The organism is Cupriavidus sp. 30B13, from assembly GCF_049059565.2.
Taxonomy (GTDB): Bacteria; Pseudomonadota; Gammaproteobacteria; order Burkholderiales; family Burkholderiaceae; genus Cupriavidus.
The window spans coordinates 2,420,180-2,445,148 of the sequence record NZ_CP188224.1 but is presented as its reverse complement, the minus strand read 5'-3'; the positions used below and the strand labels follow the sequence as shown (position 1 = coordinate 2,445,148).

At 69.9% G+C, this 24,969-nt stretch carries 20 protein-coding genes; 7 read left to right on the top strand and 13 right to left on the bottom strand.

All coding sequences use genetic code 11. From position 1 onward, the window contains the following. Positions 1 to 186: 186 nt before the first annotated feature. Complete coding sequence (locus tag ACKI2N_RS29975; RefSeq protein ID WP_420992428.1) at positions 187 to 726, top strand: Lrp/AsnC family transcriptional regulator; 540 nt, start codon at positions 187 to 189, stop codon at positions 724 to 726. 51 nt (positions 727 to 777) lie between these two features. Here ACKI2N_RS29975 and ACKI2N_RS29970 read toward each other — a convergent pair whose 3' ends face one another. Further along, positions 778 to 1,128 (bottom strand): hypothetical protein, encoded by a 351-nt coding sequence (locus ACKI2N_RS29970; protein WP_426990866.1) that lies wholly within the window; start codon positions 1,126 to 1,128, stop codon positions 778 to 780. Positions 1,129 to 1,219: 91 nt separating this feature from the next. Beyond that, entirely contained in the window at positions 1,220 to 1,699 is a 480-nt protein-coding gene (locus ACKI2N_RS29965) for a Spy/CpxP family protein refolding chaperone (RefSeq protein ID WP_420992430.1), read from the bottom strand. 258 nt (positions 1,700 to 1,957) lie between these two features. Here ACKI2N_RS29965 and ACKI2N_RS29960 point away from each other — a divergent pair, with 258 nt between their 5' ends. After that, positions 1,958 to 2,542, top strand: coding sequence for a BPSL1445 family SYLF domain-containing lipoprotein (locus ACKI2N_RS29960; protein WP_420992431.1), 585 nt, complete (start codon positions 1,958 to 1,960; stop codon positions 2,540 to 2,542). A 70-nt stretch (positions 2,543 to 2,612) separates the two neighbouring features. Here ACKI2N_RS29960 and ACKI2N_RS29955 read toward each other — a convergent pair whose 3' ends face one another. From ACKI2N_RS29955 to ACKI2N_RS29935, 5 genes are all read right to left on the bottom strand, one after another. Then, a complete protein-coding gene (locus ACKI2N_RS29955) occupies positions 2,613 to 3,983 on the bottom strand; it encodes an NRAMP family divalent metal transporter (protein ID WP_420992432.1) in 1,371 nt (456 codons plus the stop codon). Between the two features lie 33 nt (positions 3,984 to 4,016). Next, positions 4,017 to 4,268 carry a DUF1488 domain-containing protein gene (locus tag ACKI2N_RS29950; protein WP_420992433.1) on the bottom strand — a complete coding sequence of 84 codons (252 nt, stop codon included), beginning with the start codon at positions 4,266 to 4,268 and terminating at the stop codon, positions 4,017 to 4,019. A gap of 529 nt (positions 4,269 to 4,797) precedes the next feature. Continuing rightward, entirely contained in the window at positions 4,798 to 5,328 is a 531-nt protein-coding gene (locus tag ACKI2N_RS29945) for a riboflavin biosynthesis protein RibA (RefSeq protein ID WP_420992434.1), read from the bottom strand. 188 nt (positions 5,329 to 5,516) lie between these two features. Next, the gene (locus ACKI2N_RS29940; RefSeq protein ID WP_420992435.1) at positions 5,517 to 5,852 is read right to left on the bottom strand and encodes a collagen-like protein; all 336 of its coding nucleotides are present in this window, start codon (positions 5,850 to 5,852) and stop codon (positions 5,517 to 5,519) included. 319 nt (positions 5,853 to 6,171) lie between these two features. After that, complete coding sequence (locus ACKI2N_RS29935) at positions 6,172 to 6,936, bottom strand: PRC-barrel domain-containing protein (RefSeq protein ID WP_420992436.1); 765 nt, start codon at positions 6,934 to 6,936, stop codon at positions 6,172 to 6,174. Between the two features lie 628 nt (positions 6,937 to 7,564). On the opposite strand from ACKI2N_RS29935, the gene ACKI2N_RS29930 reads away from it, so the two are divergent. Both ACKI2N_RS29930 and tkt read left to right on the top strand, forming a co-directional pair. Further along, positions 7,565 to 7,813, top strand: a complete 249-nt coding sequence (locus tag ACKI2N_RS29930) for a hypothetical protein (protein WP_420992437.1) — start codon at positions 7,565 to 7,567, stop codon at positions 7,811 to 7,813. Between the two features lie 38 nt (positions 7,814 to 7,851). Next, on the top strand, positions 7,852 to 9,939 hold the full coding sequence (gene tkt, locus ACKI2N_RS29925) for a transketolase (protein ID WP_420992438.1): 2,088 nt from the start codon (positions 7,852 to 7,854) through the stop codon (positions 9,937 to 9,939). 33 nt (positions 9,940 to 9,972) lie between these two features. On the opposite strand, the gene pgm is transcribed toward tkt, so the two are convergent. The 6 genes from pgm to ACKI2N_RS29895 form a co-directional block, all read right to left on the bottom strand. Next, positions 9,973 to 11,616, bottom strand: coding sequence for a phosphoglucomutase (alpha-D-glucose-1,6-bisphosphate-dependent) (gene pgm / locus ACKI2N_RS29920; RefSeq protein WP_420992439.1), 1,644 nt, complete (start codon positions 11,614 to 11,616; stop codon positions 9,973 to 9,975). Then, positions 11,613 to 12,590, bottom strand: a complete 978-nt coding sequence (locus ACKI2N_RS29915) for a 2-deoxy-5-keto-D-gluconate 6-phosphate aldolase domain-containing protein (RefSeq protein WP_420992440.1) — start codon at positions 12,588 to 12,590, stop codon at positions 11,613 to 11,615. Before ACKI2N_RS29915 ends, pgm begins: the two co-directional genes overlap by 4 nt. A gap of 102 nt (positions 12,591 to 12,692) precedes the next feature. Continuing rightward, on the bottom strand, positions 12,693 to 13,472 hold the full coding sequence (locus ACKI2N_RS29910) for a PRC-barrel domain-containing protein (RefSeq protein ID WP_420992441.1): 780 nt from the start codon (positions 13,470 to 13,472) through the stop codon (positions 12,693 to 12,695). A gap of 269 nt (positions 13,473 to 13,741) precedes the next feature. Next, positions 13,742 to 14,089: a hypothetical protein gene (locus ACKI2N_RS29905; protein ID WP_420992442.1), complete on the bottom strand. Its 348-nt coding sequence runs from the start codon at positions 14,087 to 14,089 to the stop codon at positions 13,742 to 13,744. Between the two features lie 76 nt (positions 14,090 to 14,165). Then, complete coding sequence (locus ACKI2N_RS29900; protein WP_420992443.1) at positions 14,166 to 14,321, bottom strand: DUF3309 family protein; 156 nt, start codon at positions 14,319 to 14,321, stop codon at positions 14,166 to 14,168. 195 nt (positions 14,322 to 14,516) lie between these two features. Further along, the gene (locus ACKI2N_RS29895) at positions 14,517 to 15,236 is read right to left on the bottom strand and encodes a Crp/Fnr family transcriptional regulator (RefSeq protein WP_420992444.1); all 720 of its coding nucleotides are present in this window, start codon (positions 15,234 to 15,236) and stop codon (positions 14,517 to 14,519) included. 615 nt (positions 15,237 to 15,851) lie between these two features. On the opposite strand from ACKI2N_RS29895, the gene ACKI2N_RS29890 reads away from it, so the two are divergent. From ACKI2N_RS29890 to ACKI2N_RS29880, 3 genes are all read left to right on the top strand, one after another. Further along, a complete protein-coding gene (locus ACKI2N_RS29890) occupies positions 15,852 to 16,007 on the top strand; it encodes a DUF3309 family protein (protein WP_420992445.1) in 156 nt (51 codons plus the stop codon). 99 nt (positions 16,008 to 16,106) lie between these two features. Next, complete coding sequence (locus tag ACKI2N_RS29885) at positions 16,107 to 16,283, top strand: CsbD family protein (RefSeq protein ID WP_420992446.1); 177 nt, start codon at positions 16,107 to 16,109, stop codon at positions 16,281 to 16,283. Positions 16,284 to 16,334: 51 nt separating this feature from the next. Then, the gene (locus ACKI2N_RS29880) at positions 16,335 to 24,926 is read left to right on the top strand and encodes a GH36-type glycosyl hydrolase domain-containing protein (protein ID WP_426990865.1); all 8,592 of its coding nucleotides are present in this window, start codon (positions 16,335 to 16,337) and stop codon (positions 24,924 to 24,926) included. Positions 24,927 to 24,969 lie beyond the last annotated feature (43 nt).

The following is a 24,969-nucleotide window of genomic DNA, read 5'->3' as shown; positions in this document are numbered from 1 at the left end:
CGGATGATGCGTTTTTCATGCTGCGGGCTGCGTTGCGGAGCCGCCGCGGACCGGCCGGTCCGGAAGGTGAGGGCGCCTCGATAGGTGGAGGAATGGACAGCGAGATTCTATCGAGGGCCTGCAAGATTTAAATGACTGATCTTCAGGCCTGATACCTTATAGGCCAGCACAATCATTCTGACTATCATGCAAAGAAAGAATAGCTATTCTGCGAAGCCCGGCCCGGCCGGCGGGAGCGAGGAACGCCGGCTGGATGCCGCGGACCGCCGCATACTGGCCGCGCTGCGGCGCAATGGCCGGCTCACCATCGCGGAGCTGGCCGAGGAGGTCGGTCTCTCGGCCTCGCCTTGCTGGAACCGGCTCAAGCGTCTCGAGGCGGCCGGGGCGATCGACGGCTACGTGGCGGTGCTCAATGCCCGCTATGTGGGCATTCCGCAGGTGTTCTACATCGAGATCACGCTGGACCATCCGGATGAGAAATCGCTCGAGCGCTTCGGCGTGGCGCTGGCGGAAATGCCGGAGGTGATGGAGGCCCACCTGGTGACCGGCGAATACGATTACCTGGTCAAGGTCGCGGTGATCGACGCGGACCACTACGAGGGTTTCCTGCGGCGCACGCTTTACCGCATCAAGGGCATCCGCTCCACGCGGTCGACCTTTGCCTTGCGCACGCTCAAGTTCCAGCCTTCGGTCGACCCGATGCTGGTGACCGACCGGGGGCGATGACGCCTGCGGCGGCCAGGGCGCCGTGCCCTCGTTTATCCCTTCCGTGCCCGCTCAGCGGAACCGCAGCGGAAAGAACAGGCTGACGCCGGGGGCCGGCTGCGGGACATAGGCCACGGGCGGCGGCGCGTAGACGTAGCCATAGTCGTTGCCATAGCCGTTGCCGTAGCCGCGGTGGTAGTCCCGGCGCGGGCCGCCGCCGTGATATGCCTGATGGTTTGCCGGGTGCTGATAGCCATGGTTCTGGCCGCCGCGCTGCGGCCCGGCATGGCGGCCTTCCGCGCCGAAGGCCGGAGCCGCCGCGAGGCCGCCGATTGCCGCGGCCAGGGCTAGCGCCGCGACGAGTTTCGCCATCGCCGGGCGAGCCGGGCGCACCCGGCGGGACTGCGTTGCTGAGGTTTTCACAATGCTCTCCTGACTTGGCACAAGGTTCGGACAACGGCCCCGGGGCCGCGCGCCATGGCTTGCGCCGGCGCGCGCCGCCCGGGCGCCGCGCTCAGTTCTTTCGCGCCACATGCTGCCGGTCCTGGAAGATCAGGTCGGCGTTCTTCTTCTGCACGTCCGACATGCTGTCGTACAGTTCCTGGAACACGGGCGTGAGCTGCCGGATGCCGGCCGCATGCGCGTCGGCGATTTCCCCGTAGGACTTCAGGTCGCCGACCGCCGTCATGCTGCCGGCCCCGTCGATGCGCGCCAGCCGCAGCGAATCCATCTTGCTCGCGTTGTCCCGCATGACCTGCGAGACCTTCTGCCACTGGGCTTCCTGGGCACGCGTGATCTGGAGCCTGGCATGCAGGTCGCTGATATGCGTGTCGATGCGGTCCCGGCTGGCGACCTTCACGACATGCGCGGAGCCGTGGGCGTCGGTGGCCGTGATCGCGCCGGCGGGACCCGCCAGCGCAAGCATGGAGAGAAACGCGACGGAAGGCACGACGAAGGCGGTCGTCGGCCGGAATGAACGAATAGTGAGCTTCATGGAAGATCTCCGTGGTAGTCCGTTGGTCTCGCCGGGCCCTTGGCAGGGCAGATGGCGCGATGGCGTATCCACTCTTATGCGCAATGCCCGCGCCCGTCTGTCCGGCACCGGACACGCAATGCGGCGCGGTGCCGCCGGCATTGGCTTTGCGCATGGCCATCGCCCGTGAACCTGTCTTGCGTTTCGGTACGCTTTCGTACCGCATTCCAGCGGTCCCCGGCATAGGCTCGATATGCATAGGGACACTGGAGAACCAACATGCTCAGGCGAAATTTCATTCTGATTGCGACCGGCTCGGTGGCGGCAATCGGCATCACCCTGCCGGGTTGCACGACGACCGGGCCCGGTGCCCGCGGCGGCCAGGCGGCCGACCGGCACACCATCGACACCGGCGTCGACTCGACCCTCGCGCGCCTCTACAGCACTGCCAACGGCTCGCGCGAGCTGGTCGGCAAGTCGCGCGGCGTGCTGGTATTTCCCTCGGTGATCGCGGCCGGGTTCTGGTTCGGCGGCCAGTACGGGGAGGGCTCATTGCGGGTCGGCGGCGGCACCGTCGGCTACTACAGCACGGCGACCGCGTCGTTCGGGCCGCAGATCGGCGCGCAGTCGAAGGCGCTGGTCTTCCTGTTCATGACGCCCGATTCCCTGGAACGGTTCAGGAACAGCGAGGGCTGGGCGGTGGGCGGCGACGCCTCCGTCGCGGTGCTGAAGGTGGGCGCGAACGGCAATATCGACACCAACACGGCGACCGCGCCGGTCACGGCATTCGTCCTCACCAACAGCGGGCTGATGGCCGGCGTCACGCTGGAAGGCACCAAGGTGACGCGGCTCAAGACCGTCTAGCCGGCGGATGACCGGCGGATGGACGGCGCCTGGACCGCGTCTGGCCGGCCATCCGCGCCGGCCCGCGCGCTCATGCGCCCATGGTCAGGAACATCGCCGCCACGGCGGCGGCCATCATCAGCGTGGCCAGCCAGCCCAGCGCCTTGAGCCGCTTGCTGGCGACGAACTGGCCCATGATGTCGGCGCGCGCGGCCATCAGCATCATCACGGCCATGATCGGCACGGAGACCACGCCGTTGATCACCGCGCTCCAGTAGAGCGTCTTGATCGGGTCGATCTCGGTAAAGCCCAGGCCGATGCCGATCGCGATCGAGACGGCGATGATGCCGTAGAAGCGCTTGGCCTGCATCGGCGCGCGCTCCAGGCTGTTGCGCCATTTGAAGGCGCCCGCCATGGCGTAGGCGGACGAGCCGCCCAGCACCGGGATCGCCAGCAGGCCGGTGCCGATGATGCCGGCGCTGAACAGCATGAAGGCAAACTCCCCCGCGATCGGGCGCAGCGCCAGCGCGGCCTGCGCCGAGGTCTGGATATCGCTCACGCCATGCAGGTTGAGCGTGACCGCCGTGGTCAGGATGATGAAGAACGCCACCAGGTTGGAGAAGCCCATGCCGATGCAGGTATCGATCTTGATGCGCCTGAGGTTGGCGCCCGCCTGCGCGGGCGCTTCTATCAGCGGCTGCGCCCGCGTGTCGGCGAGCTGGTCTTCCACTTCCTGCGACGCCTGCCAGAAGAACAGGTAGGGGCTGATGGTGGTGCCGAACAGCGCCACCACGGTGGTGACGTACCCGGGCTTCCAGGACATCCGCGGCACCAGCGTCTTGAGCAGGACCTGCTGCCAGGGAACATGCACGACGAAGGCCGTGGCCACGTACGCCAGCAGCGCGAGCGTGAGCCACTTCAGGATGCGCACGTAGCGCCGGTAGGGAATGAAGACCTGCAGCAGCAGCGAGACCAGCCCGAACGCCGCCGCGTAGAGCTGCGCCGGGCCGCCCACGATGAGCCGCAGCGCCTCGCCCATGGCCGAGACATCGGCGGCGATGTTGATCGTGTTGGCGACCAGCACGAGGCTGACCACGCCGTACAGCAGCCACGCCGGATAGTGCCGCCGGATGTTGGTGGCCAGCCCGTGGCCGCTCACGCGCCCGATGCGCGCGCTGACCACCTGGATGCCCACCATCAGCGGATAGGTGAACAGCACCGTCCACAGCATGTTGAAGCCGAACTGCGCGCCCGCCTGCGAATAGGTGGCGATGCCGCTCGGATCGTCGTCGGCCGCGCCGGTGATCAGGCCCGGGCCGAGCTTCCTGAGCCAGAAGCGGGCCGAACCGGTGGCCGACGGATCGGCCGGTCGATCGCTCGAGGCATCGGTGGATTCATCGGCCGATTCGTCGATGGAGTCGCCTGCGGAATCACTGGCAGGTCCCTTGGTGGTGGTTTCCATGTCGGGCACCGTCGTCCGCGCAATGCACCGCTTTCAGGAGAGCAGGTACATGTTCTGGCGCCCGGTGGCGTAGCGGTTCCTGGCGAGTTCGAGGATCTGGTCGCGGTGCCGGTCGAAGGCCGCCAGCACTTCGGGCTCGGCCTGGCCCATGGCCGGGTCGAGATTCGCGAGCACGGCGTCGTTGACCTGGAAGGTGACTTCGCGCGCGTTGTCGTAGCCCCAGAACCACACGCAGTGCTTGGCGGCGTCGTAGCTGCGGCTCGGGTTGGGAAAACTCAGTGCCATGTCGCACCTCGGTTGACCGGGCACCGGGGTGCCCGGAAAGTTGCGGTCCAAGGTGCCGGAAGGAAGGGGTAGGGCCGGGAGGAAACGCCACGATGGCGTGGCGTAACCCGAATCCGCTTGTCAGCCGCTTGCACGCGCCATGGCGCCTTGGTGGTGATGCTGATGATGCCGCGTGGAGCTACTGCTTGAAGGTACCGTCGCTAAGATCGGCGATCTGCTTGCTCTGCGGATCAAATTGCCCGGGCTGCGCGGTCTTGCGCGCCTCATCGGGTTGTTCCGGCCGGCGCCTTGCCGGCGTGGGCGGATGCCGCGTCGGGGCCGGAGGTGCGGGGATATAGTTCATAAACGCCTTGTCGGTGTCGAAGATGTTTGCTATGTCACCTGCTAATGATAGGCCCTGGAGCCGGCTCCCCCAACAAGTGTTACTCGACAGTGTGAAGATGCCGGCGCATGAGCGGCCTCGCCTGGCGGCGCCCGCCGGATGGCCGCCGGCGCTTGCGCGCCGTGGCGGGCAGTGCCGCGCGGCGTTTCAGAAGGAGCGCACCAGGTCGCGGGTGGTCTCTCCCAGCGCGCGCATCGCGTCGTCGCACTGCAGCGGAGAGGCCGGATGCACGATCACCGCCCAGCGGCCGGCCTGCACGGCTTCGCGTACCGGCGTGATGACCGCCTGGTGGTCCGGGCGCATGGCAAGCAGGCCGCCGGCCATCAGCCCGAGCAGCAGCCCGAAGACCGCGGCAGCCAGCATGGCGAGTCCGGGACTGTCGGCCACGGCGGCCACATTGGCGATGCGCAAGGCCGCGTACACCAGCAGGCCGACGGCCAGGCCGATGACACCCGCCGCCAGGTGGGCGCGGATCGCGGTACGTTCGATGCCGTGTTCTTCCGGCTCCAGCTTCCTGCCGAAATGGGGCTCGTGCGGCTCCACCAGGCGCACCTGGCCGGCATTCAGGTGCGCGTCCGCACGCACTTTGTCGACGGCATGGCATGCCGAGGCCTGATCGTCGAACAACGCGGCGATCTTGGTGCGCGCGCGTTCGCCATAGAAAAGATTGCCGACCATGTTCTCACCTCCGGAAGCGGCCAGTGGCAGGGACGCCGGATGGGTGTACCGCGTGGATGCTGTCTCTTCCAGCGTAGTTGCCCCGGCCGTTCGCGCCATCCGGCGCACGCCGCGCGCTGCTGTAGGAATGCGCTCACGCGGCGCCGGCGCGGCTATGCGATGCCGTGCCGGGACCGTCCCGGCGGACTTCAGCGCGGGACGATGACCACGGTACCGTCCGCCGCCACGCCTCGGGCGCCGGCAGTGCCTGTGTTGCCCCTGGCTCCCGTGTTGCCGGTGGCGCCCGTGGCGCCGGTGTACCCGGTGGCGCCGGTATCGCCCGTGGCACCGGTGTAGCCCGTCGCGCCGGTGTCGCCGGTCGCGCCGGCACCGCCCGTGGCGCCGGTGCGGCCTGTGGCGCCTGCGTATCCGGTGTTACCGGTATTACCGGTGTTTCCCGTCGCGCCTTGCGGTCCCGCCGGACCCGTGCACGCCATGACGGCGAGCGTCATCAATGCTGCGACGATCAGTTGTGAATATTTCATGATGGTTCCTTCCGCGTTGCTGACTTGAACCGCCCGCAGGATTGCGGGCAATTTTCCAGACTGGATTTTTCTCGGGCGGCAACCGGCTGCATCGGCCATTCCGGTCCGGGAACGCGCGGGCAGCCTTGCCTTTGCGCACTGTCCCGAGACTCCGGCGTGTTGCCATTCGCTACGAGACTAGTCCGGATCGAAGGCGCTGTCGGTACGCTAACGGGCATGCATGGCAGATACGCACGCGACCGGCGGCTGCTCGCGGCCGGTCCGTCATGGCGCCCCGATGCCGCTCTTGTGGCGCTCTTATGATGTCCTTATGACGTCCTTATGACGCCCATTCGCGCCTGGTCGCTTCATAGTCGTGGTCCACCACTGTGGATTCGCCATAGCGGCGGCTGCCCCTGATGGCTGCGCGCGTCAGCACGGTGACGACCGTGGATGCGGCCCAGTCGATGGACTGCACCGACGACGTCGACAGAAGGACTTCCCGGCCGCCCGGCAGCCAGTTGCGCACGTCGACGATCAGGTAGCGGATGACCCACGACACGTCGTCGAACAGATAGCCGCAGACGTGCCCCATGCTGCCGTCCGAGCCTTCTATGTGATATCCGTGCACCGCGGTCGTGCTGCGCAGGTGGATGTCGTCGGGCGGCGCCGCGCCGTGGGCTGCCTTCGCTGCCGCGCGCCCGTACACGGCGCTGGCTCTCTTCACCGGCTCGCGCTGGTCGACGACCGGGTAGGGCCCCATGCCCCAGAGGCTCAGGCCGTTCCAGTACACGGGATAGTTGTAGTAGGCGAGGTAGTCCAGCTCGTGCTGCCGGGACACCGGCTTGTGCGCGTCGATGTCCGGGCTGTCCTTTACCTGCTGGAGCGAGAGGTCCACGTGGATCGCGGAGGATCTCCGGTCGAACGCCCTGATCGAGTAGGGGGAGATCAGTACGTGCAGCCCATCGAACCAGGAGCCCGTCTTGACCACCAGATAGCGGACGCCCCATTTCTCGTCGTCGAAATATGCTTGCTCGACATGCCCGATGTCGCCGTCGACTGCCGCGACGGTGCATCCATGAAGGCTCTTGATACTGCGTAACATGGCCGTTTCTCCTTCGATACGTTCTTCGATACGTTGATTGCGTCATTGCGTCGACCTAGCGACGCGGACCGGTGCCTTGTCGACGAACGCTGGATGCCCGTGAGTGTCAGGGCCGAAGGATTCTCGGTGCGGGTTCGATGCGGTGGACCCACGGTGCGCGCAGCGGGCGGGGGTGTCGGTACGCTGCCGTACCGGCTTGCCGCCGGGGTGGCGGCGAGGCGGCTGGCGCACGATTCGTGGCCAGGCTGCGGCTGCCGGGCAGCCCGGAACGTCCAGCTTAAAAAGCCGGCAAAAACAGGGAAACCAACAAGACCCGGCTGCAGTCATACCAGCCAGCGAGGGACCAGGGACCTGGAAGCCGTCGCACCGATCCTGGCCTCGTTGCGCGGCACGGCGCCGGGTGGCAGGTACGGTAGCGTACCGACAGGCTTTGCGCTGCGCTGTAGCCTGCGCCGGCCGTAGCGGCCCGTGATGCCCATGAGCTCCGTGCGGTCCATGAGCTCCGTCCGGTCCATGTGGCCGCCGCCCCGCGCGCCGAAGCCGGCGGCAGCGAACCCGCCGCCGCGCGCGCGGGCCTCTTCAATTGCCGCCGCCGGCCATTGCCGGCGCTGGCGCGCCGGAGTTCCGTATGCAGCATAGCGTCGAGTATCGCGGCTTCGAGATCTGGATAGACATGGTCGGCAGTTCCCAGGACGTATTCGACGCGTGGTACTACCTGCGCGGCCCGCTGCCGCCGGTGTTTCCCGCAGTGGCCGAGTGCCGCGTCAAGGTGCACGGCGGCCCGTTCACGCGCCGCTGGGCAGCGCTGGCGGCCGAGCTGGCAGGGCGGTCCGCCGTCGACAGCCTGCTGTCCAGGGCCCAGGGCGGGCAGGTATGAGCGGGCGGCACGGGCACGGTTCAAGCTGGAGGACATTCATGAACGCGACTTTCCCAGGCGACACCGGCGCGGCCGGTCTGGATGCGCTGTGCATCGACACGCTGCGCTTCCTGTCCGTGGACATGGTGCAGAACGCCAACAGCGGGCATCCGGGCCTGCCGCTGGGCGCGGCGCCGATGGCTTATGTCCTGTGGACGCATTTTCTCAAGCATCACCCGGCCAACCCGCAGTGGTTCGACCGCGACCGTTTCGTGCTGTCGGCCGGGCATGGCTCGGCGCTGCTGTACAGCCTGCTGCATCTGACCGGCTATGCCTTGCCGCTCGAGCAACTGAAGCAATTCCGCAAGTGGGGCAGCATCGCGCCCGGACATCCGGAGCGTGGCCTGACGCCGGGCGTGGAGGTCACGACGGGGCCGCTTGGCCAGGGTTTCGCCAACGGCGTCGGCATGGCGATCGCCGAGGCAAGCCTGGCCGCGCGCTACAACCGGGACGGCTTCGCCATCGTCGACCACTTTACCTATGGCATCGTGAGCGACGGCGACCTCATGGAAGGCGTCGCCGCCGAAGCCGCGTCTCTCGCCGGGCACCTCCAGCTCGGCAAGCTGATCTACCTGTACGACGACAATGGCGTCACGCTTTCCGCCGGCACCGGCATGGCGTTCTCCGAGGACGTGGCCGCGCGCTTCAAGGCGTATGGCTGGCATACGCAGGTGGTGGAAGACGGCAACGACACGCACACCATCGAGAGCGCCTTGCACGCGGCCCGCGCGCAAACGGCGCGGCCGTCGCTGATCCTGGTGCGCACACACCTCGGCTACGGCTCGCCCGGCAAGCAGGACACCTTCGAGGCGCACGGCTCACCGCTCGGCGAGGAAGAAGTGCGGCTGACCAAGCGCAACCTCGGCTGGCCGGAGGCGCCGGCCTTCCACATCCCCGAACCGGCGCGCGCGCACTTCGCCGCGGCGAACGAGAAAGGGGCGCGCGCCGAGGCGCAGTGGGACGAGGCGCTATGCGCGTACAAGGCGAAGTTCCCCGAGCTCGCGCGGGAACTGGCGGCGCGCATGCAGGCCGGCGCCGCCGCCGGCGCCTCGGGCTGGGAAGCCGCCGTCCCCGAGTTCGCCGCGGACGCCAAAGGCATGGCCACGCGGGTTGCGTCGGGAAAGATCATGAATGCCATCGCCGCGCACCAGCCCGCGCTGATCGGCGGCTCGGCGGACCTGGATCCTTCGACCTTCACCATGCTGAAGGGATGCGGAGACTTCGAGCCGGCCAACCTGAGCGCGCACGACCGGCAGGGCTCCAGCGGCGGCGGCTGGAGCCGGGCCGGCCGCAACCTGCATTTCGGCGTGCGCGAGCATGCCATGGGCGCGCTCATGAACGGGATGGCGGCGCACGGCGGCGTGGTGCCCTTCGGCGCGACTTTCCTGATCTTCTCGGATTACATGCGCCCGTCGATCCGCCTCGCGGCGCTGATGGGCCTGCATGTGGTCTATCTGTTCACCCACGACAGCATCGCGCTGGGAGAGGACGGGCCGACGCACCAGCCGGTGGAGCAGCTTGCCAGCCTGCGCGCGATTCCCGGCCTGACGGTGATTCGCCCGGCGGACGCCAACGAGACGGCGGTCGCCTGGCGCGTGGCGCTCGAAACGGGCGACCGGCCGGTAGCGCTGGTGCTGTCGCGGCAGGACCTGCCGACGCTCGACCGCGCGCTGTTCCAGCCGGCCGACGGCTTGCGGCGCGGCGCCTACGTCCTGGCGGACGCGCCCGGCGGCAGCCCCGACCTGATACTCGTGGCCAGCGGCGCCGAAGTGTCGCTGGCGGTGGCCGCGCGCGAGCGGCTGGCCCGGGACGGCATCCATGCGCGCGTGGTTTCGATGCCGAGCTGGGAACTGTTCGATGCCCAGCCGCCCGAATACCGCGACACGGTGTTTCCGCCGGCGCTCGGCGCCAGGCTGGCCGTGGAGGCGGGCGTCTCGCAAGGCTGGCACCGCTACCTCGGGGATGGCGGCGGCGTGCTGGCGGTGGACCGTTTCGGCGCGTCGGCCCCGGGGCCGGTCATGCTGCAGGAATACGGCTTTACCGTCGACAACGTCTGCGCGCGCGCCGCGCGGCTGCTGCGCCGCTAGCCCGCCAGCGGGCCGCTTGCGCGCAGGCGCTTCTCAACCGGCCAGCGCGGCATCGACGATGGCCTGCGCCTCTTCGGTGACGCGCCGCAGATGCGCTTCGCCGCGGAAACTCTCGGCGTAGATCTTGTAGATGTCTTCGGTGCCGGACGGCCGCGCGGCGAACCAGCCGCCCTCGGCGACGACTTTCAGTCCGCCGATCGGCGCATCGTTGCCGGGCGCCCTGGTGAGGACATGCCGGATGCGCTCGCCGGCCAGCTCCGTGCATGTCACCTGCCGCGGCGAGAGCGCCGCCAGCACCGTCTTCTGTGCCATCGTGGCGGCCGCCTCGATCCGCGTGGTGACCGGGCCGCCCAGTTCCCGGGCGAGCTGGCGGTAGATCTCGCCCGGGTCGCGCCCGGCGCGCGCCGTGATCTCCGCCGCGAGCAGGCCCGCCGCGAGGCCGTCCTTGTCGGTCGTCCATGCCGAACCGTCGAGGCGCAGGAACGAGGCCCCCGCGCTTTCTTCGCCGCAGAATCCCAGGCTGGCATCGTGCAAGCCGTCGGCGAACCACTTGAAGCCGACCGGCACCTCATACACGCGCCGGCCCAGGCGCGCGGCGACCCGGTCGATCATCTGGCTGCTGACCACGGTCTTGCCCACGCGCGCATGCGCGGGCCAGTTCGCGCGGTGCCGGAAGAGATAGTCGATGGCGACCGCCTGGTAGTGATCGGCGGGCAGCAGGCCGACGCTCTGCGTGACGATGCCGTGCCGGTCGTGGTCGGTGTCGCAGGCAAAGGCAATGTCGTAGCGGCTCTTCACGTCGATCAGGCGCCGCATGGCGAAGGGCGACGACGGATCCATGCGGATGCGGCCGTCCCAGTCCACCGTCATGAAGCGGAAGGTCGGATCGACCTCGTCGCCGATCACGCTCAGGCGCAGTCCGTAGCGCTCGCCGATGGCCTCCCAGTAGTGGACGCCGGCCCCGCCGAGCGGGTCCACGCCGAGCCGGATGCCCGATGCGCGGATCGCCGCCATGTCGATGATCGTGCCGAGCGCCTCCGTGTACGCGTCGAGATAGCTGTAGCGGTGGGTGGTGGCCGCGTTCACCGCCTTCTCGAACGGCATCCGCCGGATGCCGGCGGGGCCGCCTTCCAGCAGCGCGTTGGCGCGGGTCTCGATCCAGCCGGTCACGGCGGTGTCGGCCGGCCCGCCGTTGGGCGGGTTGTACTTGAAGCCGCCGCTGTCGGGCGGATTGTGCGAGGGCGTGACGACGATGCCGTCGGCCAGGCCGCCGCTGCGGCCGCGGTTGTGGGCAAGGATGGCCAGCGAGACGGCCGGCGTGGGGGTGTACTCGTCGTGCTCGGCGAGCATGACGTGCACGCCGTGGGCGGCCAGTACCTCGAGCGCGCTGGCGCAGGCGGGCACCGACAATGCATGGGTGTCGATGCCGAGGAACAGCGGGCCGTCGATCCCTTGCCCGGCACGGTATTCGCAGATCGCCTGGCTGATGGCAAGCACGTGCGGCTCGTTGAAGCTTCGCTCCAGCGATGACCCGCGATGGCCGGAAGTGCCGAACATCACGCGTTGCCGCGCTTCGGCGGGGTCGGGCGCATCGGTGTAGTAGGCCGTGACCAGCCGCGCGACGTCGACCAGGATCGAGCGCGGCGCCGGCTTGCCGGCCAGGGGGCTGACGATCATGACGGCTTATCCGACTTATCCGGCGCCGTGGATCCGGCGGCCGGGAGCGCCGCGGCGTGATGAGACGCACGCGCCTGCTCGAAGCGCGCGACCCAGCGGGCATAGTTCCGGGCGATGCGCGAGACAGCTTCCCGCCCGTTGATTTCTCCGCTCTCGTAACCGGCGATGGCATCCCAGAACGTGGTGCGCCCGACCGCGAAGCCGATCATGCCGGGCACCGGCGCCGCGGTTTCCAGCCACGCCACGACCCGGGCTTCGCCGGCGCCGCGTCCCAGCACGATGCAGCCGACGTCATCGCGCGCGTCGCGCCGCGCGGTCTCGACCAGTTGCTCGTAGTCCCCGCGCCCGTCGAGCCCTTCGATCTTCCAGACATCGGGTTCGACGCCCGCGTCCTGCAGGGCACGGATCGCCTGGCGCATCAGCGCGGGGCGCGTGTGCCGGTCATAGGCATCCTTGTCCATCCCGGCCTGCCGCATCTGCGCTTCGGTGGCCGGCACCAGCAACTCGAACATGAAGCGCTGCCCGGCATGCCGGCAGTAGTCCGAGAGCCGCCTCAGGCGCGCCGTCTGCCGGAGGTTGAGCGCGGCGTCGTCGGCGGGGTTGTAGCGCACCAGGACCTTGGCGAAGGTCGGCCTGAACGCTTCGATATGCTCCGCGAACGCTTCGCCGTACTCGAACTCGAATTCGCCCGGGCCGCTCTTTTCGACCGGGAGCGCGGTCACGTAGCCGTTTTTCCTGGCGTCGTGCAGAATGCCCGCGCCGAATTCCTCGTCGACCAGGATGCCCGCGCAGGACGCCGGCACGCCGTTGTCGACCGCTTCCTGGAAGCCGTCGTAGATGATCTGCTTGCTGCTGGCCACCGTATCGCGCTCGGCGGGCGTCAGCGGCGGCTGGAAGCGGAACATGCCGGCCACATAGGACTGGCGATGATCGAACGGCAGCAGGTAGAGCGATGCGTTGTAGCCGGGCTTCATGATGGTCCCTCCCGGAGCCGGCGCTGGCGCCGGATCCCTGGGTTGATGACGCCGCCGTGTCCAGCCGTGGCGCATGGCGTGCAGGCGGATACTCCGCCCGTTTCAGTGCGGGCGGGCGGACACGTCGCCGGCGGGCTGGTCGAGCCAGTAGCCCGGCTGGCCGTAGTACCGGTGGATGCTGGCTTCCTGCCGCCGGTCCAGGCGTACTTCGTCGTCGTAGCGCGGCGCGGCCTTCAGCACCGCGCGCGGCAGGTCGAGCGAGACCGTCGCGTCGGGCCAGTTCACGCTCTCGATGGCTCTCACGGGGATGACGATCCGGTCTCCGAGCAGCCAGTTGCTGGTGCTGGCGATGACGTAGCGCAAGGCCCAGGTCCGCACGTCGACGAGCAGGCCTTCCAGGTGGCCGATGTCGCCGTCGCGGGCATGCATGGCGTAGTGCGCAATGGCCTCCGCGCTGCGCAGATGCGTGCCGCCGCCTTCGCCGCGTTCCTGGTCGGATTCGCTGTAGCCCGCCGCGACTTCGCCCGCGGACGGAAGTCCTTCCCGGAAGCCCGCGCCGCCCCAGTAGTCGGCATAGCCGTTGTAGGCCAGGTAGTCGGTCTCGTGTTGCCGCGAGGCCGGCTTGCGCGCGTCGACGTCGGGGCTGTGCATCACCTGCGCCTTGGTGATCGTCACCTCGATGACGTTGTCCAGCCATTCCGACCGTCCGACCGACAGGGCCGGGATCAGGACGCGCCGGCTCGACAGCCAGTTGCCGGTTTCGACCAGCAGGTAGCGCACCACCCATGCCTTCTCGTCGAAATAGAGGTCCTTCACCATGCCGATGTCGCCGTCCGTCGCGCGGATGGGGTAGCTTTCCAGTTCTTCGATGCTGCGTAACATGTCTTGTCCTCCTGCAAGCGCGCCGGGGCCGGGCCCGCCTGGATACAGCCGGCCCGGCCGTGTCCCGCGCAGCCCATGCGCGGGTGCCGGCGCTGCCGCGGCCGGGGCCGGCGGCTCCAGCAGCGCCGCCGCCATGGCGCTGGGCAGCGGGAGGGGCGTCTCGGGCCGGAAGCGAGGGAAGGCAAATGCCATGAGGCGGTCTCCGTCGGGTGGGGCGGGTGTGGACCGGGCGCGCCGCAGGATCGCAGGCATCCGGGCCTGCGCGCCCGTCAATGGATCACGATCCTCCGCGCGCCATGGGAACGCAGCCTGTACAGCAAGGCGTGCCACCAGGACGCCGCGGCGCGCGGCACCAGCGCTACCCGGCCGGGCGGCGCCGGCGCGGCGAGCGTGGCCGCGGCCAGCAGCACCCCGGCATCGTCGCATTCGCCAACCAGCGCGATCGCGGCGCGCTGCGGCGGCGTGGCGTAGATCACCGCGAGAACGTCATCAAGTGCCTGCGCGCTGGCGAAGGGGCCGAAACGATAGATCCACGCCCCGTCGACCTCGGCGAAGAACCAGCTGGAGGGCGCGGTGCGATACGTCACCACCGCGATGCCCGGAATGCCTGATTGCATGAAATGCTCCCTGCCCATGCGCGTGGCATGGACGTCGCCGGCCGCGCCGCCTCCACAGAAGGGGCGCGCCCGGCATTCAGATCCTGCCGAAGAGGGCAAGCATCAATATCACCAGCAGCAACGCGCCCAGCACGCTGCCGGGCATATAGCCCCAGGCGCGGCTGTGGGGCCACACCGGCACGACTGCCATCAAGGCCATCGCCAGTACGACGACCACCAGAACGCTCAACATGGTTCTCTCCCTGCGGTTCGCTGCGCGGCAGGGCTTGTCATCGGCCCGCCCGCATGGCAGGCACGAGGCCGGCCCATGGGCGAAGACTGGCACGCTAGCGCCGTGGTGTCGGTACGATGGCGGACATGTGCGCATGGGCACGCGTACCGGCGTCGCACCGGCGCATGTCCGGGGCGGGCGTGCTCTCCCTATCCGTCAGACGGCCTGCATGTCCGGCAGCAGGCGGTCGAACTCTTTCTTCACCACGGCATAGCATTCGCACGCGTGTTTTTCGAGCCCGGGCCGGTCGAGTACCGAGATATGGCCATGGCTGTAGCGGATCAGGCCGGCGTTCTGCAGCTTCAGCGCGGCTTCGGTGACGCCGGAGCGCCGCACGCCGAGCATGTTGGAGATCAGTTCCTGCGTCATGGTCAGTTCGTTGGTCGGCAGGCGGTCGATGCTCAGCAGCAGCCAGCGGCAAAGCTGCTGTTCGATGGAGTGATGCCGGTTGCAGACCGCGGTCTGGGCCATCTGCGTGATCAGGGCCTGGGTGTAGCGCAGCAACAGGCGCTGCACCGGGCCGCCGCGCGCGAACTCCTGTTTCAGCAGCTTGGCATTGAGCTTGTAGCCGTGGCCGGCGCTTTGCACGATGGCGCGGCTCGGCGTGGTCTCGCCGCCCATGAACAGCGCGATGCCGACGATCCCCTCGTTGCCGACGATGGCGATCTCGGCCGATGAGCCGTCTTCCATCACGTAGAGCAGCGATACGATCGCGCTGGTGGGAAAGTACACCGAGCCCAGCTGGTCGCCGGACTCGTAGACCACGTGCCCCAGCGGCAGTTCGACCAGCACGAGGTGCGGTGCGATGCGCAACCAGTCCGCTTCGGGCAATACGGCAAGCAGATGGTTGGCCTTAGGGTCATGCAGGGCACTCATGTTGCGCCTCCAGCGCCGGCCAATCGGAGGAGCCGGCATGTTGGCGGCAAATTCGCGCGGGCTTTTGGTCGCGCGAAGAACCTGCCGCCGCTAAAAATATAGTCCAGCGCGATGCCAGGATCATGGGATGATGGCGACACATTGCAGCGGCGCATACGCGCCGCTTGCCGCACCCGGGACCGATGGCCGATGCATATCCATCACTTTTGTCCCGCCGCCATGCTGTGGCCGGACTGTTCACCGAAGCGTTCTTCAGTCCCCGTTTCTCGCACCCGTTCCTCGCACCCGTTCCAGACCCTGTCCGCACCGCGCCGCCTGCGGATCGATGCGCGTCGTCTGACCGGCATCGGTGCTCCCATTGTGAGTCATGGTGCCCGTGTTGTGGCGTGGGCCTTTGTATTTTTTTCCGCATGGCCTTGCGCGCTGCATTCCCGCCGGCGTCATTGTCCGTCAGCGTACCGACATTCTCCCCGCCAGATGGCAAGGTGGCGGCAACGGTCAGGCCGGTTCCAAGGTAACGCGGCCGGCTACGCATCGGGCTCGATGATTCCGGCCCGCTGGCGCAGCGCAGCGGTGGCCTGGCCAAAAACGCGGAGTCGGGGAAAGGGGTGTTCCATGTTAGGAACCGTATTGCTGGTCGTGCTCGTGCTGGTCCTGCTCGGCGCCATGCCGACGTGGCCGCACAGCCGCTCGTGGGGCTACATGCCCAGCGGCGTGCTGGGCGTGCTGCTGATCGTGGTGCTCGTGCTGGTGCTGACAGGCCGCTTCTAGGCCCGCCGGGGCGTCGGTACACAGGCCGGCGTCGCCGCGCGCGGCGCCCGGCGTGCGGCTGGCCAGCCGGCCAGCCGCCTTCTTCAAGGAGCGATTGTCATGAACGAAAGCCAGGTGAAGGGCCGTCTCGAAAAGGCGAAGGGCAAGCTGCGGGAAATGTTCGGCAAGACCACGGGCCGGAAGACCACCGAGCTCAAGGGCAAGGCCGAACAGGTCGTCGGCCAGGCGCAGGCTTCCTACGGAGACGCGAAGGAACAACAGCGCAAGCAGCCGTAAATGCGGCAAGCGCGCGCGGCAAGCGCGCGGCAGCCCAATTCAAAGGTGTTCATGTATTCAGCACTGCTCCGTACGTTCGACTCTTCCTCACCAGCATCACCATGGACCAACGCCGCGCCCATACGCGAGGAGTTGTTCGGCACCGAACGGCTGGAGCAGCATGCGCAAAGCCTCGCCGCGGCCCAGCCGGTCACGCCGCGGCCGCCGCGCGTGCCGACCTTGCGCAGCCGCCTCAATGACAATGCCGAGGTGCTGCTGGCAGCCTACCGCGCCAGCGCGGCCGAGCTGGAAAGCGGCAGGGGCGTGGAGCCCGCGGCCGAATGGCTGCTCGACAACTACCATCTGGTGGAAGCGCAGATCCGCGAGATCCGCGACGACCTGCCTCCCGGCTATTACCGCCAGCTGCCCAAGCTGAGCGCGGGGCCGTTCGCCGGCTACCCCAGGATATTCGGGCTGGCATGGGCCTTCGTGGCCCATACCGACAGCCATATCGACCCGGACATGCTGCGCCGCTTCATTGCCGCCTATCAGCGTGTCCAGCCCCTGACCATCGGCGAATTGTGGGCGGTCGCCATTACCCTGCGCATCGTGCTGGTGGAAAACCTGCGCCGGCTGGCCGAGCAGATCACCACCGGGCGCGCCGCGCGCGCCGACGCCGACGAACTGTCGAAGCGGCTGCTGGTGTCGGGCTGCGCCGGTTCCGCGCTCGACATCGACATCGCCTCGCGCTCGGCGTCGCCGCTGTCGGAGCTGTTCGCCGCGCAGCTCGCCAAGCGGCTGCGGGACCAGGACCCGCGCACCACGCCCACGCTGGGCTGGCTGGAGCGGCGGCTAAGCCTGCAGGGCGTGTCGATCGACGACGTGGTGCGGCACGCGCAGCAGCGCCAGGGCGCGGCCAACGTCACCGTGCGCAATGTCATTACCAGCATGCGGCTGATTTCGGACATCGACTGGGCCGAGCTGTTCGAAAGCGTGAGCCTGGTCGACCGGCGGCTGCGCGACGGCAGCGCGTTCGCGGCGATGGACTTCGCCACGCGCAATCTCTACCGCAGCGCCATCGAGCAACTGGCGCGCGGCTCGCCGCTGCCGGAGCTCGAAATCGCCGACGCCGCGCTGGCGGCCGCGCGCGCCGCGGCCGCCAGCGCGCACAGCGCGGCGCAGGCCGAACGCACCGGCGACCCGGGTTATCACCTGATCGCGGAGGGGCGGCTCGCCCTCGAGCGGGCCATCGGCTTCCGCCCGCCCGCGCGGCTGCGTTTCAGCCGCCTCAACATTGCCCTCGGCATCGGCGGCTACGTGGGCGCGATCCTGCTGACCACCCTTGCCGTGCTCGCCGCTTTCCTGTGGGTGCTGGCCGCGGTGTCGGAACCCGTGCTCGCCGGCGGCTGGCTGGCGCTGCTCGGCGCCCTCGGCTTCGTGCCCGCGAGCGAGGTGGCCACCACGCTGGTCAACCGCGCGATGGCCTGGAGCTTCGGCGCGTCCTTGCTGCCCGGGCTGGAGCTGACCGCCGGCGTGCCGTCCTCGCTGCGCACGCTGGTCGCCGTGCCCACGCTGCTGGCCAGCGAGGCGAGCCTGCGCGAGCAGATCGAGCGCCTGGAGGTGCACCACCTGGCCGGTGCCGGCGGCGACCTGACCTTCGCCCTGCTGACCGACGGCGCCGACGCGGACCAGGAAGCGGTGGCGGCCGATGCCGCGCTGCTGGCCGTGGCCGCGGACGCCATCGGCGAGCTGAACCGCCGCCACGGGCCGGGGCCCGCGGGCGAGCGCTTCCTGCTGCTGCACCGGCGCCGCCTCTTCAATGCCAGCGAACGCACCTGGATGGGCTGGGAGCGCAAGCGCGGCAAGCTGCACGAACTCAACCGGCTGCTGCGCGGCGCCACCGACACCAGCTACGTCGGCGCCGACGGCGGGCCGCCGCAAGTGCCCGCCGGCGTGCGCTACGTCATCACGCTCGACGCCGACACGCGCCTGCCGCGCGACGCGGCGCTGCGGCTGATCGGCAAGATGGCCCACCCGCTGAACCGGCCGCGCTTCGACGCGCAGCTGCGGCGGGTGGTGGGCGGCTACGCCGTGCTGCAGCCACGCGTGACGCCCTCGCTGCCGGTGGGCAGCGAGGGATCGGTGTTCCAGCGCATCTTCTCGGCGCCCGGCGGCATCGATCCCTACGCGGCCGCCGCGTCCGACGTCTACCAGGACCTGTTCGGCGAGGGTTCCTACACCGGCAAGGGCATCTACGACGTCGACGCCTTCGAGCGCGCGCTGCACGACCGCATCCCGGAGAACGCGGTGCTCAGCCACGATCTGTTCGAAGGCGTGTTCGCGCGCGCCGGGCTGGCCTCGGATGTCGAGGTGGTCGAGGATTTCCCGTCGCGCTACGACGTCGCCGCCAAGCGCCAGCACCGCTGGACGCGCGGCGACTGGCAACTGCTGGGCTGGATCTTCAAGGGCCGCGCCGGCAGCGAGGCGGTGCCGATGCTGGGCCGCTGGAAGATGCTCGACAACCTGCGGCGCGCGCTGCTCGCGCCGGTGCTGCTGCTGGCCCTGGGCGCATGCTGGCTGCTGCCGCTGGCGGCCGGGCTGTGGGCCACGCTGATGCTGCTCGCCGCGATTGCGTTCCCGGCGTTCTTTCCCGGCCTGTTTTCGCTGGTGCCGCATCGCGCGGGCATCCAGATGCGCAACCACGTGCGGATGCTGGCGCGGGACCTGCAGGTCGCGGCCACGCAGGTGCTGCTCACCATCGCCTTCCTGCCGGACCAGGCCTGGCGCATGGGCGACGCCATCGCGCGCACGCTGGTACGCCTGCGCTTCACGCGGCGCCATCTGCTGGAGTGGACCACGGCCGCGCAGTCGATGAGCAGCCCGCGCCTGGATCTTGCCGGTTTCTACCTGAAGATGGCGGGCGGGGTGGTGCTGGCGGTGGCCATGATGGCAGGCGCGCTGGCGGTGGCGCAGCCGTCCTGGCCGCTGGCGCTGCCGTTCGGGCTGCTGTGGCTGCTGGCGCCGGCGCTGGCGCTGGGCGTCAGCCGTTCGCCCACGGTGGCGCGGCGCCTGCTGCCGTCCGAGCCGGACGCGCGCGACCTGCGCCTGACCGCGCGCCGCACCTGGCGCTATTTCGAGACCTTCGTCACGCCGGCCGACAACATGCTGCCGCCCGACAACTTCCAGGAGAGGCCGCGGCCCGTGGTGGCGCACCGGACCTCGCCCACCAATATCGGCCTCTACCTGCTCTCCGCCGTTGCCGCGCGCGATTTCGGCTGGAGCGCCACGGTGGCGACGGTCGAGCGCCTGGAAGCGGCCTTTGCGTCCATGCGCAAGCTGCCGCGCCTGCGCGGGCATTTCTACAACTGGTACGACACGCAGGACCTGCGCGCGCTCACGCCCGCCTATGTGTCGTCGGTGGACAGCGGCAACCTCGCCGGCCACCTGATCGTGCTGGCCAATGCCTGCGAGGAATGGACCGATGCCGCCGCGGCGCCGGACTTGCGCCCCGGCATGGCGGACACCGCCAGGCTCGCGCGCGAGGCGCTCGCCAGCCTGGCCACCCCGGGCGGCGAGCGCGGCGGCATCCTGGGCGGCCTGATCGAAGACATCGAGGCGCGCCTGGCCGGCACCGAGCCGATGGCCACGCTCTCGCCCACGCTCCGGCGGCTGACGGAGAAAGCCGCCATGACGGCCCGCGAGATCCTGCCCGCCGCCGGCGACGACACCCTGGCCGACCTGGCGTTCTGGGTCGAGGCGCTGCGCAGCACCATGGCCGGCCACGAGCAGGACCGGCTGCAGATCGCCGCCGCGCCCGCGGCGTTCGCGGCCCGCGTGCACGCGCTGGCGGCCGAGGCGCGCGAGATGGCGCTGGCGATGGACTTCTGCTTCCTGTTCGACCGCGAGCGCAAGCTGCTGTCGATCGGCTATTCGCAGGAGGACAACCGCCTCGATGTGAACTGCTACGACCTGCTGGCCTCGGAGGCGCGGCTGGCCAGCCTGTTCGCCATCGCCAAGGGCGACGTGGCCACGCGCCACTGGTTCCACCTGGGCCGCACGGCCACGCCGCTGGGCAACGGCTCGGCGCTGATCTCGTGGTCGGGGTCCATGTTCGAGTACCTGATGCCGTCGCTGGTGATGCGCGCGCCGGGCGGCAGCCTGCTGGAGCAGACCAACCGGCTGGTGGTGGAGCGCCAGCAGGCCTACGGGCGCTCGCTGGGCGTGCCGTGGGGCGTGTCCGAGTCCGCCTACAACGCGCGCGACATGGAGTTCACCTATCAGTACTCCAACTTCGGCGTGCCGGGGCTCGGCCTCAAGCGCGGCCTGTCGGACAACGTGGTGATCGCGCCCTATGCCACCGCGCTGGCCGCGATGGTCGATCCGCAGGCGGCCCAGCGCAATTACGTGCGGCTGGCCGGCATGGGCGCCAAGGGCCGCCATGGCTTCTACGAGGCGCTCGATTTCACGCGCTCCCGCCTGCCGGAAGACGAGGACTTCGCCATCGTCCGCAGCTACATGGCGCATCACCAAGGCATGACCATCGTCGCCATCGCCAACACGCTGCACGCGGGGCAGATGCGCGAGCGTTTTCACCGCGAGCCGATGATCCAGGCCACCGAACTGTTGCTGCAGGAGCGCATGCCGCGCAACGTCGCCATCTCCCATCCGCGCGCCGAGGAAGTGAAGGCGTCCCGGGCCGAGGCGGGCCACGAGGATTCCACCGTGCGCCGGTATCCGGGGGCCGCCGCGGGCACCACAGCGGGCACCGCCGCGGGCGCCGTCGTCACGCATCTGCTCTCCAACGGCCGCTACGCCGTGATGCTGACCACCGCCGGCGCGGGCTACAGCCGCTGGCGCGACCTGGCCGTGACGCGGTGGCGCGAGGATGCCACGCGCGACGACGCCGGCTCCTTCATTTTCCTGCGCGACACGCAGGGCGGCAGGGTCTGGTCTGCCGGCCCCCAGCCCGGGCAAGGCGAGGCGGACGAAGAGGACGCCGGCAGCGACGTGATCTTCGCCGAGGACCACGCCGAATTCATCCGCCGCGACGGCAGCCTGCTCACCACGCTCGACGTGCTGGTCTCCGGCGAGGACGACGGCGAAGTGCGGCGCGTGTCGCTGGCCAACAGCGGCCGCCGCCCGCGCGAGATCGAACTGACCTCCTACGCGGAGCTGGCGCTGGCCACGCCGGCCGCCGACGACGCGCATCCCGCGTTCTCCAAGCTGTTCGTCGAGACCGAGTATCTGGCCGAATTCGGCGCGCTGATTGCCACGCGCCGCCCGCGCACCGACGGCGAGCCGGGCATATGGGCCGCGCACTTCACCGTGGCCGAGGGCGACGTGGTCGCGGATCTCCAGCACGAGACCGACCGCGCGCGCTTCCTGGGCGCCGGCCTGGCGCCGCGCGCGGCCGGCGGCGCGCGGCTCGCGCAGCCGCTGTCGGATACCACCGGCATCGTCCTCGACGCGGTCTTTTCGCTGCGCCAGCGGGTGCGGGTGGCGCCGGGCGGCGTGGCCCGGGTCGCCTTCTGGACGCTGGTGGCGCCTTCGCGGGCCGAGCTGATGGTGCTGATCGACAAGCATCACGACCGCAGCGCCTTCGAGCGCGCCAAGACCCTGGCGTGGACGCAGGCCCAGGTCCAGCTGCGCTATCTCGACGCCAAGGCCGGCGAGGCGGCGGACTTCCAGCGCCTGGCCGCGCCGATCCTGTACGCCGACGCGCGCTTTCGCAGCCCGCCGGAGACCATCCTGCGCGGCGCGGGCCCGCAGTCCGGCCTGTGGCCGCACGCGATCTCCGGCGACCTGCCCATCGTGCTGCTGCGCATCGACGACGTCGAAGACATGGCGCAGGTGCGCCAGTTGCTGCGCGCGCACGAATACTGGCGCCTCAAGCGCCTGGGCGTGGACCTCGTCATCGTCAACGAACGCGCTTCCTCCTACGCGCAGGACCTGCAGGCCGCCATCGACACCGCGGTGCGCAGCAGCCAGTCGCGGCCGCGCCTGGGCGACGGGCTGGGCCAGGGGGCGGTCCATACGCTGCGCGCGGACCTGATGCGGGTCGAGGAGCGCGCGCTGCTGCAGTCGGTGGCGCGCGTCGCGCTGGTCGCGCGCCGCGGCGCCATCGCCGAACAGATCGCCCGCTTGCCCGAGGCGCCGGTCCGCGCGGCGCCCGAACGCCCGACCTGGCTGTCCCGGCTGGCGTTCCCGCCGGCCCACGCCGTGCCGGCGCCGCATGCGCCGGCATGGGACCCGGCCTCGCTGGAGTTCTTCAACGGGCTGGGCGGCTTCGACAAGGACGGGCGGGAATATGTGATCGAACTGGCGGGAGAGGCGTCGACGCCGGCGCCGTGGCTCAACGTGATCGCCAACCCGGCGTTCGGCTTCCAGGTGTCCGCGCAAGGCAGCGGCTACACCTGGGCGGAGAACAGCCGCGAGAACCAGTTGACGCCGTGGTCCAACGACCCGGTGCTGGACCCGCCCGGCGAGGCGATCTACATCCGCGACGAAGACACGCTCGACCTGTGGACGCCCACCGCCCAGCCGGTGCGCGACGGCGGCGCCTACACGGCGCGCCACGGCCACGGCTACAGCCGCTTCGCGCATGAGGCCAACGGCATCGCGGCACAGTTGCTGCAATACGTGCCGCTGGACGATCCGCTCAAGATCTCGCGCCTGACGCTGCGCAACCTGTCGGCCAGGCGCCGCCGCCTGTCGGTCACGGCGTTCGCCGAGTGGGTGCTCGGCACCGCCCGCGGCGCCTCGGCGCCGTTCATTGCCACCGCGCTCGACGGCGCCACCGGCGCCATGCTGGCGCGCAATCCGTGGAGCACCGCGTTCCCGGGGCGGGTCGCCTTTGCCGATCTCGGCGGCAGGCAGGTGGCGTGGACCGCCGACCGCACCGAGTTCCTCGGCCGCAACGGCGCGGCCGCCGCGCCGGCGGCGCTGCTCGGCACGGCGCCGCTGTCCGGCGCCGTGGGCGCGGGGCGCGATCCCTGCGCGGCCTTGCAGTGCTTCGTGGAACTGGCTCCCGGCGAGAGCGTGGAAATCGTCGCGCTGCTGGGGCAGTGCGGCTCGGCGGGCGAAGCCAGCGCGCTGGTCGCACGCTATCGCGCCGCCGATCTCGACGCCGTGCTGGCCGCCGTGACGGCGCACTGGGACAGCCTGCTCGGCGCGGTGCAGGTCCGCACGCCGGACCGCGCGATGGACATCATGCTCAACGGCTGGCTGCTCTACCAGACGCTGGCCTGCCGTATCTGGGCACGCTCGGCGTTCTACCAGGCCAGCGGCGCCTACGGCTTCCGCGATCAGTTGCAGGACACCATGGCGCTCACTTTCGCCAGCCCGGCCACCACGCGCGCCCATCTGCTGCGCGCGGCCGCGCGGCAGTTCGCCGAGGGCGACGTCCAGCACTGGTGGCTGCCGCACAGCGGGCAGGGCGTGCGCACCCGCATCTCAGACGACTGCGTCTGGCTCGCTTTCGCGGCGGCGACCTACATCGCCGCCTCGGGCGACGCGGCCGTGCTCGACGAGCCCGTGCCGTTCCTGGATGGCCCGGTGTTGCAGGCCGGCGAGCACGATGCCTTCTTCCAGCCGATGGCCGGGACGGTATCGGCGTCGCTGTTCGAGCATTGCGCGCGCGGCATCGACCGCTGCCTGGCGCTCACCGGCGCGCAGGGGCTGCCGCTGATCGGCGGCGGCGACTGGAACGACGGCATGAACCGGGTGGGCGCGGCCGGCAAGGGCGAGAGCGTATGGCTGGGCTGGCTGCTGGCGCGCACGCTGGCGCTGTTCGCGCCGCATGCCGACGCGCGCGACGCCGGCCGTGCCGCGCACTGGCGCGCCCATGCCGCCGTGCTGGGCGAAGCGCTGGAGCGGGATGGCTGGGACGGCGACTGGTACCGCCGCGCCACCTTCGACGATGGCAGCTGGCTAGGCTCGAAGGCCAGCGCCGCGTGCCAGATCGATGCCATCGCGCAGTCGTGGGCGGTGCTGTCGGGCGTGGGCGATCCCGCCCGCGCGGCGCTGGCGATGGCCGCGATGGAGCAGCGCCTGTGGCGCCGCCAGGATGGCCTGGCGCTGTTGTTCTCGCCCGCCTTCGACGGCGCGGGGCCGGACCCCGGCTACATCCGCGCCTATCCGCCCGGCGTGCGCGAGAACGGCGGCCAGTACAGCCATGCGGCGATGTGGTCGATCCTGGCGTTCGCCCGGCTGGGCGCGGGCACCAAGGCCGCCGAGCTGTTCTCGATGCTCAACCCGGTCAACCACGCGAGCACGGCCGCCGCCGCGGCGCGCTACAAGGTGGAGCCGTATGTGGTGGCGGCCGACGTCTATTCGGTGGCGCCCCACGTCGGGCGCGGCGGCTGGACGTGGTACACCGGCGCGGCGGGATGGATGTACCGCGCCGGCGTGGAGGGCATCCTCGGCCTTCGCCGCGAAGGAGCCTGGCTGGTCGTTGCCCCGGCGCTGCCGACCGCGTGGCCGGGGTTCGAGGCCAACGTCAGGCTGGGCGCCGGCCATTACGCGATCCGCGTCCAGGCCACGGCCGGCACGCCGGATGCGCGTCTCGACGGGTTGCCGGTTGCCCTGGAAGGCGGCGGCGCGCGCGTGCCGCTCGATGGCGGCAGGCACGAACTGCTGCTATGCATTGCGCCGTCCGCGGCATGAGGGTGCAAGCCGTGCCGTCGTCCGTGGCCGGTTGCCTTGCGGC

Bases quoted from the DNA above. Each gene is read 5' to 3' on its own strand.
- ACKI2N_RS29975 (WP_420992428.1), top strand. From the start codon at position 187: ATGCAAAGAAAGAATAGCTATTCTGCGAAGCCCGGCCCGGCCGGCGGG.
- ACKI2N_RS29965 (WP_420992430.1), bottom strand. From the start codon at position 1,699: ATGAAGCTCACTATTCGTTCATTCCGGCCGACGACCGCCTTCGTCGTG.
- ACKI2N_RS29960 (WP_420992431.1), top strand. From the start codon at position 1,958: ATGCTCAGGCGAAATTTCATTCTGATTGCGACCGGCTCGGTGGCGGCA.
- ACKI2N_RS29955 (WP_420992432.1), bottom strand. From the start codon at position 3,983: ATGGAAACCACCACCAAGGGACCTGCCAGTGATTCCGCAGGCGACTCC.
- ACKI2N_RS29950 (WP_420992433.1), bottom strand. From the start codon at position 4,268: ATGGCACTGAGTTTTCCCAACCCGAGCCGCAGCTACGACGCCGCCAAG.
- ACKI2N_RS29945 (WP_420992434.1), bottom strand. From the start codon at position 5,328: ATGGTCGGCAATCTTTTCTATGGCGAACGCGCGCGCACCAAGATCGCC.
- ACKI2N_RS29940 (WP_420992435.1), bottom strand. From the start codon at position 5,852: ATGAAATATTCACAACTGATCGTCGCAGCATTGATGACGCTCGCCGTC.
- ACKI2N_RS29935 (WP_420992436.1), bottom strand. From the start codon at position 6,936: ATGTTACGCAGTATCAAGAGCCTTCATGGATGCACCGTCGCGGCAGTC.
- ACKI2N_RS29930 (WP_420992437.1), top strand. From the start codon at position 7,565: ATGCAGCATAGCGTCGAGTATCGCGGCTTCGAGATCTGGATAGACATG.
- tkt (WP_420992438.1), top strand. From the start codon at position 7,852: ATGAACGCGACTTTCCCAGGCGACACCGGCGCGGCCGGTCTGGATGCG.
- pgm (WP_420992439.1), bottom strand. From the start codon at position 11,616: ATGATCGTCAGCCCCCTGGCCGGCAAGCCGGCGCCGCGCTCGATCCTG.
- ACKI2N_RS29915 (WP_420992440.1), bottom strand. From the start codon at position 12,590: ATGAAGCCCGGCTACAACGCATCGCTCTACCTGCTGCCGTTCGATCAT.
- ACKI2N_RS29910 (WP_420992441.1), bottom strand. From the start codon at position 13,472: ATGTTACGCAGCATCGAAGAACTGGAAAGCTACCCCATCCGCGCGACG.
- ACKI2N_RS29905 (WP_420992442.1), bottom strand. From the start codon at position 14,089: ATGCAATCAGGCATTCCGGGCATCGCGGTGGTGACGTATCGCACCGCG.
- ACKI2N_RS29900 (WP_420992443.1), bottom strand. From the start codon at position 14,321: ATGTTGAGCGTTCTGGTGGTCGTCGTACTGGCGATGGCCTTGATGGCA.
- ACKI2N_RS29895 (WP_420992444.1), bottom strand. From the start codon at position 15,236: ATGAGTGCCCTGCATGACCCTAAGGCCAACCATCTGCTTGCCGTATTG.
- ACKI2N_RS29890 (WP_420992445.1), top strand. From the start codon at position 15,852: ATGTTAGGAACCGTATTGCTGGTCGTGCTCGTGCTGGTCCTGCTCGGC.
- ACKI2N_RS29885 (WP_420992446.1), top strand. From the start codon at position 16,107: ATGAACGAAAGCCAGGTGAAGGGCCGTCTCGAAAAGGCGAAGGGCAAG.
- ACKI2N_RS29880 (WP_426990865.1), top strand. From the start codon at position 16,335: ATGTATTCAGCACTGCTCCGTACGTTCGACTCTTCCTCACCAGCATCA.